Annotated in this window: 1 protein-coding gene; it reads right to left on the reverse strand. The window is 46.1% G+C overall.

Annotated features, from left to right (window positions below; all coding sequences use genetic code 11):
* The coding region (locus AACW90_RS22990; protein WP_390239377.1) for a hypothetical protein at positions 1–336 on the reverse strand (336 nt) is incomplete at both ends.

Raw genomic sequence — 336 nt, forward strand, 5'->3', positions numbered from 1 at the left:
GAACGCCTTGTGTTTCAGTGAAAGTAACATTGCTATCGGTCGCGGTTGCGAGCGCACCATCCGCTATCGTGATGTTGATATTGGCGGCATTTGGTACGGTGTCGCCATCGGTATCAGTAACATCCACACCGATGATTAGCTCATTGATATCACCAACACCGGTAACTTGTTCTATCGCTTGATGTTGAGTAATGCTGTAGGTGCCATCGATATTGATGGTCGCAGACAATACGTAATTAGCGGTATTACTACTGTCTAGGCCCGTGTAAACAACCACCTTGGTGCCATTCTCAATAATAGCGACATTGGTATCACTGTTATTGCTGGTTAAGCCTG

Origin of the sequence: Vibrio frigidus (assembly GCF_042465995.1) — a bacterium.
GTDB lineage: Bacteria > Pseudomonadota > Gammaproteobacteria > Enterobacterales > Vibrionaceae > Vibrio.